This window comes from Streptomyces sp. NPDC001889, from assembly GCF_053594535.1.
Map to the genome: position 1 here is coordinate 31,981 of NZ_JBSFER010000040.1, position 10,647 is coordinate 42,627.

At 72.5% G+C, this 10,647-nt stretch carries 10 protein-coding genes; 4 read left to right on the forward strand and 6 right to left on the reverse strand.

Going from position 1 to position 10,647, the window contains the following annotated elements; translation table 11 throughout:
• Positions 1-196: 196 nt before the first annotated feature.
• The 3 genes from ACWCRA_RS33470 to ACWCRA_RS33480 are packed head-to-tail and all read left to right on the forward strand — an operon-like array spanning position 197 to position 4,025.
• Complete coding sequence (locus ACWCRA_RS33470; RefSeq protein WP_351546370.1) at positions 197-1,300, forward strand: thiamine ABC transporter substrate-binding protein; 1,104 nt, start codon at positions 197-199, stop codon at positions 1,298-1,300.
• Positions 1,276-3,003 carry an ABC transporter permease gene (locus ACWCRA_RS33475; protein WP_451069328.1) on the forward strand — a complete coding sequence of 576 codons (1,728 nt, stop codon included), beginning with the start codon at positions 1,276-1,278 and terminating at the stop codon, positions 3,001-3,003. The genes ACWCRA_RS33470 and ACWCRA_RS33475 overlap by 25 nt, the downstream gene beginning before the upstream one ends.
• The gene (locus ACWCRA_RS33480) at positions 3,003-4,025 is read left to right on the forward strand and encodes an ABC transporter ATP-binding protein (protein ID WP_351546364.1); all 1,023 of its coding nucleotides are present in this window, start codon (positions 3,003-3,005) and stop codon (positions 4,023-4,025) included. The genes ACWCRA_RS33475 and ACWCRA_RS33480 overlap by 1 nt, the downstream gene beginning before the upstream one ends.
• Positions 4,026-4,056: 31 nt before the next feature.
• On the opposite strand, the gene ACWCRA_RS33485 is transcribed toward ACWCRA_RS33480, so the two are convergent.
• From ACWCRA_RS33485 to ACWCRA_RS33505, 5 genes are all read right to left on the reverse strand, one after another.
• Positions 4,057-4,518, reverse strand: a complete 462-nt coding sequence (locus ACWCRA_RS33485) for a nuclear transport factor 2 family protein (protein WP_451069329.1) — start codon at positions 4,516-4,518, stop codon at positions 4,057-4,059.
• 181 nt (positions 4,519-4,699) lie between these two features.
• Positions 4,700-5,929 carry a hypothetical protein gene (locus ACWCRA_RS33490; RefSeq protein WP_351546358.1) on the reverse strand — a complete coding sequence of 410 codons (1,230 nt, stop codon included), beginning with the start codon at positions 5,927-5,929 and terminating at the stop codon, positions 4,700-4,702.
• Positions 5,911-6,639 carry an ABC transporter ATP-binding protein gene (locus tag ACWCRA_RS33495; protein ID WP_351546355.1) on the reverse strand — a complete coding sequence of 243 codons (729 nt, stop codon included), beginning with the start codon at positions 6,637-6,639 and terminating at the stop codon, positions 5,911-5,913. The genes ACWCRA_RS33490 and ACWCRA_RS33495 overlap by 19 nt, the downstream gene beginning before the upstream one ends.
• Positions 6,640-6,867: 228 nt before the next feature.
• Positions 6,868-8,247, reverse strand: a complete 1,380-nt coding sequence (locus ACWCRA_RS33500) for an aspartate aminotransferase family protein (protein WP_351546352.1) — start codon at positions 8,245-8,247, stop codon at positions 6,868-6,870.
• Complete coding sequence (locus ACWCRA_RS33505; RefSeq protein WP_351546349.1) at positions 8,232-8,723, reverse strand: Lrp/AsnC family transcriptional regulator; 492 nt, start codon at positions 8,721-8,723, stop codon at positions 8,232-8,234. The genes ACWCRA_RS33500 and ACWCRA_RS33505 overlap by 16 nt, the downstream gene beginning before the upstream one ends.
• 218 nt (positions 8,724-8,941) lie before the next feature.
• Between ACWCRA_RS33505 and ACWCRA_RS33510 the strand changes: the two genes are divergently transcribed.
• A complete protein-coding gene (locus ACWCRA_RS33510; protein WP_351546535.1) occupies positions 8,942-10,381 on the forward strand; it encodes a gamma-aminobutyraldehyde dehydrogenase in 1,440 nt (479 codons plus the stop codon).
• On the opposite strand, the gene ACWCRA_RS33515 is transcribed toward ACWCRA_RS33510, so the two are convergent.
• Positions 10,350-10,647, reverse strand: a 298-nt coding sequence (locus ACWCRA_RS33515) for an AMP-binding enzyme (protein ID WP_451069330.1), incomplete at its 5' end; no start/stop codon positions are given. The two genes, ACWCRA_RS33510 and ACWCRA_RS33515, sit on opposite strands and share 32 nt — an antisense overlap.

The window sequence follows — 10,647 nt, forward strand, 5'->3', positions numbered from 1 at the left end:
ATCTGCATATTTCCGACAGGGGAGCGCCACAGCGCTGAGAGTGCGGTACCCATCAGACCGCAGACCCTCTGAACCTCGCCCGGGTCATTCCGGGTAGGAAGTTCGGTCGTTACTCAAGCTGTTGCGCCCTGCCCGGATTCTCCGAGAGATCCGGGCAGGGCCGCGTCTCTTCCTGGTCACTCCAGGAGGAATCTCAGTGAGAACCAAGAAGATCACCGTCACCGCGCTCGCCGCCGCGCTGGGCGTCACCGCGCTCGCGGCCTGCGGCGGCGGCTCCTCGTCCGGCGGCTCCGGGGACTCCGGGGAATCCGGCTCCACCTCTAAGACCGTCACCCTCGTCAGCCATGAGTCGTTCGCCGCCTCGCCCGCCGTGCTGAAGCAGTTCACCAAGGAGACCGGCTACCGGGTCAAGGTGCTCAAGAGCGGGGACGCCGGCTCCGCGCTGAACAAGGAGATCCTCACCAAGGGCGCTCCCCAGGGCGATGTGTTCTTCGGCGTCGACAACACCCTCCTCTCGCGCGCGCTCGACAACGGGCTCTTCACCCCGTACGAGGCCAAGGGCCTCGACCGGGTCGAGAGCGCGGTGCGGCTCGACCGCGAGAAGCACCGGGTGACCCCCGTCGACACCGGCGACATCTGCGTCAACTACGACAAGAAGTACTTCACCGACAAGAAGCTGGCGCCCCCGGAGAGCTTCGACGACCTGATCAAGCCCGAGTACCGCGATCTGCTGGTGGTGGAGAACGCGGCCACCTCCTCCCCGGGCCTCGGCTTCGTCCTCGGCACGGTCGCCCGCTACGGCGACGACGGCTGGCAGGACTACTGGAAGAAGCTCAAGGACAACGGCGTCAAGGTCGTCGACGGCTGGGACCAGGCCTACAACGAGGAGTTCTCCGGCTCCGCCGGCGGCCGGAAGGCCAAGGCCGACCGGCCGCTGGTCGTCTCCTACGCCTCCAGCCCGCCCGTCGAGGTCCTCTACTCCAAGCCCCAGCCGTCCGAGGCCCCCACCGGCGTCGCCACCGGCACCTGCTTCCGCCAGATCGAGTTCGCCGGGCTGCTCAAGGGCGCGAAGAACGAGGCGGGCGGCAAGGCGCTGCTGGACTTCCTGATCTCCCGCGACTTCCAGGAGGACATGCCGCTGAACATGTTCGTCAATCCGGTGATCAAGGACGCGAAGCTGCCCGAGCTGTTCACCGAGTTCGGCGCGGTGGTCGACAAGCCGGAGACCCTCGCCCCCCAGAAGATCGCCGACAACCGGGAGCAGTGGGTCCAGTCGTGGTCCTCGCTCGTCGTGAAGTAGCGGCACCAGCCCCCGGGGCCCCGGCCGGGCGGACCCCGGCCGGGGCGGGCGGGGCCAGGGGCGTCGCGTCGCGGCTCGCTCTGATGGCCGTGCCCGTCGCGTTCCTCGCCGTCTTCTTCGCCTACCCCGTCGCCGCCATCGTCGGCCGGGGTCTGCGGCTGGGCGGAGTGTGGCAGTTCGGGCAGATCGGCGAGGTGCTCGGCCGGGCCGATCTCCAGCGGGTGCTCTGGTTCACCACCTGGCAGGCCCTGGCCTCCACCGCGCTCACCCTGCTGATCGCCCTTCCCGGCGCGTATGTCCTCGCCCGCTACGACTTCCCCGGCAAACGGCTGCTGCGGGCCGCCGTCACCGTGCCGTTCGTGCTGCCGACCGTCGTCGTCGGCAGCGCCTTCCTCGCCCTCCTCGGGCGCGGCGGAGTCCTGGACGAGCTGTGGGGCATCCGGCTCGACACCAGCGTCTGGGCCATCCTGCTGGCCCATGTCTTCTTCAACTACGCCGTCGTCGTCCGGACCGTGGGCGGGCTCTGGGCCCAGCTGGACCCGCGCCAGGAGGAGGCCGCCCGGGTGCTGGGCGCGGGCAGGTTCACGGCCTGGCGGCGGGTGACACTCCCGGCGCTGGCCCCGGCGATCGCCGCCGCCGCGCTGATGGTCTTCCTCTTCACCTTCACCTCCTTCGGCGTCGTCCAGATCCTCGGCGGACCGGCCTTCGCCACCCTGGAGGTGGAGATCTACCGGCAGACCGCCCAGCTCCTGGATCTGCGCACGGCCGCCGTGCTCACCCTGGTCCAGTTCGCCGCGGTCGGCGCCGTGCTCGCCGTGCACGCCCGGACCGTCCGGCGCCGGGAGACCGCGCTGAAGCTGGTGGACCCCGCGCGGACCGCGCGCCGTCCGCGCGGCGCGGCGCAGTGGGCCCTGTTCGGCGGGGTGCTCACCACCATCGCGGCTCTGCTGCTCACCCCGCTCGTGGTGCTGATCGAGCGCTCCTTCGACACCCCCGGGGGCTACGGCCTGGACTACTACCGGGCCCTCGGCACCCTCGACGAGCGCGGCGCGGTCTTCCTCGTACCGCCGATCGACGCGCTGTGGAACTCCCTCCAGTACGCCCTGGCGGCCACCGCCATCGCCGTGACCGTCGGCGGCCTCGCCGCCGCCGCCCTCACCCGGCGGGCCGGACGGCTGGTGCGGGGCTTCGACGCGCTGCTGATGCTGCCGCTCGGGGTGTCGGCGGTGACGGTCGGCTTCGGATTCCTGATCACGCTCGACGAGCCGCCGCTCGATCTGCGGACCTCCTGGATTCTGGTGCCGCTCGCGCAGGCCCTGGTCGGGGTCCCCTTTGTCGTACGGACCATGCTGCCCGTGCTGCGCGCGGTGGACGGGCGGCTGCGGGAGGCCGCCGCGGTGCTGGGCGCCTCCCCGCTGCGGGTGTGGCGCGAGGTCGACTTCCCGCTGGTCCGCAGGGCCCTGCTGATCGCCGCCGGGTTCGCCTTCGCGGTCTCGCTCGGTGAGTTCGGGGCGACCGTCTTCATCGCCCGCCCCGACCACCCCACCCTCCCGGTGGCGGTGGCCCGGCTGCTGGGCCGGCCCGGGGAGCTGAACTACGGGCAGGCGATGGCCCTGAGCACGATTCTGATGGTGGTGTGCGCGGTGGCGCTGCTGGTACTGGAGAGGACCCGGGTCCGTGGTTCCACTGCTGGGGAGTTCTGATGGCGTTGCTGGAGCTTGACGGGGTGACCGTGCGCTTCGGGGCGCGGCAGGCGCTCGACTCGGTCGGTCTGAGGGTCGCCGAGCACGAGGTCGTCTGTGTGCTCGGGCCGAGCGGCAGCGGGAAGTCCACCCTGCTCAGGGCGGTGGCCGGACTCCAGGGCACGGACGCGGGCCGGGTGCTGCTGGACGGCGCCGACCAGTCGGGTGTGCCGGTGCACCGGCGCGGGCTCGGGCTGATGTTCCAGGACCATCAGCTCTTCCCGCAGCACGATGTCGGCGGCAATGTCGCCTTCGGGCTGCGGATGCGCGGGGCCGGACGGGCCGAGCGGGAGCGCCGGGTCACGGAGCTGCTGGAGCTGGTGGGGCTGCCCGGAGCAGGCCGCCGCTCCATCGCCGCGCTCTCCGGCGGGGAGCAGCAGCGGGTGGCGCTGGCGCGTGCGCTGGCCCCCGAGCCCCGGCTGCTGATGCTGGACGAGCCGCTCGGCCAGCTCGACCGGGGACTGCGGGAGCGGCTGGTGATCGAGCTGCGCGAGCTGTTCGGCCGGCTGGGCACCACGGTGCTCGCCGTCACCCACGACCAGGGCGAGGCCTTCGCGCTCGCCGACCGGGTCGTGGTGATGCGGGACGGCGCCATCGCCCAGGCGGGCACCCCGCTGGAGGTCTGGCGGCGGCCCGCCGACGAGTTCGTGGCCCGCTTCCTGGGCTTCGACAATGTGGTGCCGGCGACGGTCGCCGGGGGTTCGGCGGAGACGGTGTGGGGCCGGCTCCCGGTGCCGGAGGGCTCCCCGGAGGGGGAGCGCACGGTTCTGGTGCGCCCCGGAGGCGTCCGGGTCACCGCTCCCGGGGAGGGGCTGCGCTGTATCGCCGAGTCGGGCACGTTCCGGGGCCACCATGTGGCGATGCGGCTGCGGCCCGCCGCCGGCCCTCCCCTGGAGGCGGAGGTTCCGCTGCGTGATGTCCCGGCGGAGGGGGCCGAGGTCGGGGTGGTCTTCGCGGCCGACGAGGTCGTGGTGCTGGGCTGACCGGACCGCTCCGGTCCGGTCCTCGGCCCGGTCAGCCGGGAGTGCAGGCCGCCGCGATGGCGAGGGCGTCCTCGACGACGTGGTAGCGGACGATCAGACCGTCGCGGACCGTGAGACCCAGGGTGAAGGGGGAGGCGAACGGTTTCCCGGTCGCGTGGACCGTGCCCGCCAGCCGGCCGCTGAGCAGGGCGTCCTCCCCGTCCACCGTGATCGCGTCGACGCTGGTGCCCTCCGGGTCGGCCCGCCGGCCCTCGGCCAGCTCACGGAAGTGGCCGGCCACATCGGCGCGGGTGCGGCGCGGGCGAATCCAGGGGACGGCCGGGTTCTCGGCGATCGTCCAGGCGACCTCGGGGGCGAACAGCGCGGCGATCCGCTCGGGGTCGCCCTCCTGGGTCCGGGCCAGGAACTCCAGCACGGCGGCCCGGGTGCGGTCCGCGGTGTCCGGGCCGGGAAGCGCGCCGGTACGGGCGGGTGTGCGTGTGTCGATGGTCATGGGGTCCCCTCGGGTGGCCGGTCCGGGTCGGGTCCGGACGGTCGTCGCCGGGCCGGTCGCCGCGGACCGGCTCCCGGCCCCGTGCCGGGCTGGTGCGCACGATCCTGCCGTGCGGTACGGGGACGGTCGATGACCTCGGAGGTCATGCCCCGGGTCCGGGTGCCCCGCCCGCCCCGGTGGATCAGCGGATCAGCGGCATCGCGGCCAGTGTCGCCACCGCCCAGGTCAGCGGCGCGAGCACGGCCACCAGCACCAGCACCCGCAGCAGCGCCGCCAGCCGCAGGGCGTTCGCGGGGGCGCCGAGGCGGCGCAGTTCCCGGCTCGCGTCCGAGCGGGACTGGCGCGCCTCCACGGCCGAGGTGAGCAGGGTCGCGGTCGTACAGGCGACGACCAGCCCCGCGCCGAGGCCGGTCAGCGGCCCGAAGGGGTGCGCCTCGGTCCCGTACAGCGTCCGGGCCGTGATCACGGCCGAGGCGACGGCGCAGACCACGCCCAGCGGGCGGCCGATCCGGCGGGCCTCCTCCATCAGGATGCGGCCGGCCAGCAGCCGGACGGCGCCGGGGCGCGCCGCCTGGAGGAGGCGTCCGCAGAAGTGGGTGAGGGCGGGTCCGGCGACCGCGAGGCCCACGGCGGTGAGCGCCCAGCCCACCAGTACCCCGGCCGGGTGGGCGTCGAACCCGCTGGGCAGCGGGAGCGCCACGGCGGTGCCGCCCCGGGCCGCGTAGGTGCCGACCGCCAGGCCCGCGGTGGTGAGCGCGCACCCCCAGGGCAGCCCGCCGGGCGGCCGGGTCCCCACCGGCGCGGACACCTCCCCGAACCCCTCGCCCGCGCCGGAGGCGGAACCGGGGCCCGGGACCGGTCCCGGACCGGTCCCCGGCCCGGTCGCCGCTTCGGGGCCGCAGGGCCGTCCGCGCAGCGCCAGAGCGGTGGCGGCCGTCGCGGTGAGCGGGGCGAGGGCCAGCAGGGTCAGCGCCGCCCCCAGCGGCAGCGGCTCCCCGGAGGCGAGCGGCCCGGCCGCCGCCCCGTCGAACGGAAGCCCGGTGAGATCGCCCCGCAGATGGAGGAAGAGCAGCAGCGCGAGCGCGCTGCCGAGCGCCCCGGCCACGGCGGTGGAGGCCGCGGCCAGCGCGGCGAGCCGGCCGGGCCCGAGCCCGAAGGCGGAGAGTCCGGTACGGGGGCGGGTGGCCGGGTCCGTACGGGCCACCACCACCGCGAAGTGCGCCGTCGCGGCCAGCGGTACGGCACACCAGGCGAGCCGCGGCAGCGAGGCGCCGGGGTCGCCGGGGTGGGCGAGGGCGTACGTCAGTGAGCAGAGCAGCAGAAAGCCCACGCCTCCCGAGGCCGCCGCCACCAGCAGCCGGCGCAGCAGGACGACGGGGTGGCCGCCACGGACTAGACGGAGAGCGAGCACTCGGCCTGGCCTTCCGCGTCGGCGGCGTCCGGCGAACCCACCCGCCGGCCGTCCGCGAGGGTGATCGTCCGGTCGGCGAGCGCCCCGGTCTCGGGGTCGCAGGTGGCCAGGACGACGGTGATCCGGTGCGAGCGGGCCACGGCCAGCAGGGTCCGCAGCACCAGGGCCCGGTCCGCGCGGTGCAGGGTGGCCGTCGGCTCGTCCGCGAACAGCACCGGCGGGAGCGCGATCAGCGCCCGCGCGGTGGCGGCCCGCTGGCGCTGCGGCTGGGTGAGGGCGTACGGCCGCAGCGGGGCGCACGCGCCGACGTCCAGCCGGTCCAGCCCCTCCAGCGCGGCGGCCCTGGCCCGGCGGGGGGAGGCGCCGCGCAGCAGCAGCGGCAGCGCGACGTTCTCCCAGACGGTCAGCTCCGGGACGAGCGAGGGCTCGGGGCCGATCCAGCCGAAGTGCTCCCGCCGCAGCCGTTCGCGCTGGAGCGCGGAGAGCGTGTGCACGGCGGTGCTGTGGAACCACACCTCGCCGTCGTCGGCGACGGTCTGGCCGGAGAGGCAGTGCAGGAGTGTGGTCTTACCGCTGCCCCGGGGCCCGCACACGGCGAGGATCTCGCCCTCCCGCACACCGAGCGAGACTCCGGCGAGCGCGGGCGACCCGGCGGGGGAGTGGTGGAGGGAGCGTGCCCAGAGCGCGTCGTTGTCCGGCGGGGCCACCATGGCGTACACCTCGGTTCTGATCAGATTCGCCGTCCCCCGTACGGGGGAACGACGTCAGGGCTGATCGGTCACTCGCACGCTAGGCAGCCGGATGCGGGGTCCCGGTAACCACACGGCCCGGGTACGCGCCATCCACTCGGATGGGCGTACCCGGGCCGTGGCACGACGGGGGTGCGGCGGGGCCGGAGCCCGCTCCCGGGGCGGAGCGGAGTCCGGCCGGGGGCGGGGTCAGAGCTTGGTCCAGGCCTCCGTGAGGACGGTCCGCAGCACCTGCTCGATCTCGTCGAACGTCGTCTGGTCGGCGACCAGCGGCGGCGCGAGCTGGATGACCGGGTCGCCGCGGTCGTCGGCCCGGCAGTACAGACCGTTCTCGTACAGCGCCTTGGAGAGGAAGCCGTACAGCACGCGCTCCGTCTCCTCGTCGGTGAAGGTCTCCTTGGTGGCCTTGTCCTTCACCAGCTCGATGCCGTAGAAGAAGCCGTTGCCGCGGACATCGCCGACGATCGGCAGGTCGTACAGCTTCTCCAGGGTGGCCCGGAAGGCGTCCTCGTTGTCCAGGACGTGCTGGTTGAGGCCCTCGCGCTCGAAGATGTCGAGGTTGGCGACGCCGACGGCGGCGGAGACGGGGTGGCCGCCGAAGGTGTAGCCGTGCAGGAAGGTGTTGTCGCCCTTGTAGAACGGCTCGGCGAGCCGGTCGGAGATGATGCAGGCGCCGATCGGGGAGTAGCCCGACGTCATGCCCTTGGCGCAGGTGATCATGTCCGGGATGTAGCCGAACTTGTCACAGGCGAAGGTCGTGCCGAGGCGGCCGAAGGCGCAGATGACCTCGTCCGACACGAGCAGGACGTCGTACTGGTCGCAGATCTCGCGGACGCGCTGGAAGTAGCCGGGCGGCGGCGGGAAGCAGCCGCCGGCGTTCTGCACCGGCTCCAGGAAGACGGCCGCGACGGTCTCGGGGCCCTCGAAGAGGATCTCCTGCTCGATCTGGTCGGCGGCCCAGCGGCCGAAGGCCTCGGGGTCGTCGCCGTGTATCGGGGCGCGGTAGATGTTGGTGTTGGGCACCTTGTGCGCGCCGGGGACCAGCGGCTCGAAGGGGGCCTTCAGCGCGGGCAGGCCGGTGATGGACAGGGCGCCCTGCGGGGTGCCGTGGTAGGCGACCGCACGCGAGATGACCTTGTACTTGGTGTGGTGGCCCTTCAGCTTCCAGTACTGCTTGGCGAGCTTCCAGGCGGTCTCGACCGCCTCGCCGCCGCCGGTGGTGAAGAAGACCTTGTTCAGGTCGCCGGGGGCCTCGTGCGCGAGGCGCTCGGCCAGCTCGACGGCCTTGGGGTGGGCATAGGACCAGATCGGGAAGAAGGCCAGCTCCTGGGCCTGCTTGTAGGCGGTCTCCGCCAGCTCGACCCGGCCGTGGCCCGCGTTGACCACGAAGAGGCCGGCCAGGCCGTCGATGTAGCGCTTGCCCTTGTCGTCGAAGATATAGGTGCCCTCACCGCGGACGATGGTGGGCACGGGGGAGTTCTCGTACGACGACATGCGGGTGAAGTGCATCCACAGGTGGTCGTAGGCGGTCTTGGAGAGGTCCTGGCTCACGGCTATCGGGTTCCCCACATGTAGGTCTGCTTCTTGAGCTTGAGGTAGACGAAGCTCTCGGTGGACCGCACACCGGGGAGTGCGCGAATCCGTTTGTTGATCACTTCGAGCAGGTGGTCGTCGTCCTCGCAGACGACCTCCACCATCAGGTCGAAGGAGCCCGCGGTCATCACCACGTACTCGCATTCGGCCATGGCGGTCAGCGCCTCCGCGACCGGGTCGAGGTCGCCCTCGACCTGGATGCCCACCATCGCCTGACGCCGGAAACCCACGGTGAGCGGGTCGGTGACGGCGACGATCTGCATCACGCCCTGGTCGAGCAGCTTCTGGACGCGCTGCCGCACCGCCGCTTCGGAGAGGCCCACGGCCTTGCCGATCGCGGCGTAGGGACGGCGCCCGTCCTCCTGGAGCTGCTCGATGATCGCGAGGGAGACGGCGTCGATCGTCGGGGACGACCCGTTCCCTGTCCTGGAGTCTGCGCTTCGACTGGCCACAAACTCACCATGCACCGGGAGTCGTCCGTCGTGCAAGCCCTGAGCGATGAAATTCGTTGTTGAAGGCATTGAATATTGCTGAATCCGCAGGTGTAACGGGTCGGGCCTGTCGAAAGCGTCACTCTTGGCGCTAGGGTGGGCCTTCTCGGGTGTATGTGTCTCACCCATTGGACCCGCACCCATCGGACCCACGGAGAACAGACAGGAGGGTGGCCACAGTGACCACCGAGCTGCGTCGTCTGCGCAACTACATCAACGGGGAGTTCCGGGACGCCGCCGACGGGCGGACGATCGACGTCATCAACCCGGCCACCGGCGAGGTCTACGCCGTCTCCCCGCTCTCCGGGGACGCCGACGTCGACGCGGCCATGGAGGCCGCCGAGGCCGCCTTCCCCGCCTGGCGGGACACCACCCCCGCCGAGCGCCAGAAGGTGCTTCTCAAGATCGCGGACGCGTTCGAGGAGCGCGCCGAGGACCTGATCGCCACCGAGTCGGAGAACACCGGCAAGCCGCTGGAGCTGGTCCGCACCGAGGAGGTCCCCCCGATGGTGGACCAGATCCGGTTCTTCGCGGGCGCGGCCCGGATGCTGGAGGGGCGCTCCGCCGGTGAGTACATGGAGGGCTTCACCTCCATGATCCGCCGCGAGCCGGTCGGTGTCTGCGCGCAGGTCGCGCCGTGGAACTACCCGATGATGATGGCCGTGTGGAAATTCGCCCCGGCGCTGGCCGCGGGCAACACCGTGGTGCTCAAGCCCTCGGACACCACCCCCGCCTCCACCGTGCTGATCGCCGAGATCATCGGCGCGATCGTGCCCCAGGGCGTCTTCAACGTCATCTGCGGCGACCGCGAGACGGGCCGCGCGATGGTCGAGCACCCGACCCCGGCCATGGCCTCCATCACCGGGTCGGTCCGCGCGGGCGTCCAGGTCGCCGCCTCCGCCGCCAAGGACGTCAAGCGCGTCCACCTGGAGCTGGGCGGCAAGGCCCCGGTCGTGGTCTTCGAGGACACCGACATCGCCAAGGCCACCGAGGAGATCGCGGTCGCGGGGTACTTCAACGCGGGCCAGGACTGTACGGCCGCCACCCGGGTGCTCGTCCACGAGTCCATCCACGACGAGTTCGTGGCCGCGCTCGCCAAGGCCGCCGCCGAGACCAGGACCGGCGCGCCGGACGACGAGGACGTGCTCTACGGCCCGCTGAACAACGCCGGCCAGCTTGCCCAGGTCTCCGGCTTCATCGAGCGGCTGCCGGCCCACGCCAAGGTCGAGGCGGGCGGCCACCGGGTCGGCGAGAAGGGGTACTTCTACGCCCCGACCGTCGTCTCCGGGCTCCGGCAGGACGACGAGATCATCCAGAACGAGGTCTTCGGGCCGGTGATCACCGTTCAGTCCTTCGCCGACGAGGCGCAGGCGCTGGAGTGGGCCAACGGGGTGGAGTTCGCCCTCGCGTCCTCGGTCTGGACGAAGGACCACGGCCGGGCCATGCGGATGTCGAAGGCGCTCGACTTCGGCTGTGTCTGGATCAACACCCACATCCCGCTGGTGGCGGAGATGCCCCACGGCGGCTTCAAGAAGTCGGGGTACGGCAAGGACCTGTCGGCGTACGGCTTCGACGACTACACCCGTGTCAAGCACGTGATGACCGCGCTCGACGCCTGAGGCGCACGGACGGCGCCGGGCGGCCCACCGCCGCGCGGGCGCCGCGCCGGCGCAGCCCTTCCGCGTCGGGGGCGTCCCGGCCGGCCGGCACGTAGTGGGCCACGAGCCGGGTGGTGCGGGCGGCGGAGACATCGGCCGTGACGACGGCGTCGGCGACTCCGGGGACGGCCTTGACCGCGGACTCGATCTCGCCGAGTTCGACCCGGTGGCCCCGGACCTTGACCTGGCCGTCGCGCCGGCCGGGGAAGACGATCGTGCCGTCGGGA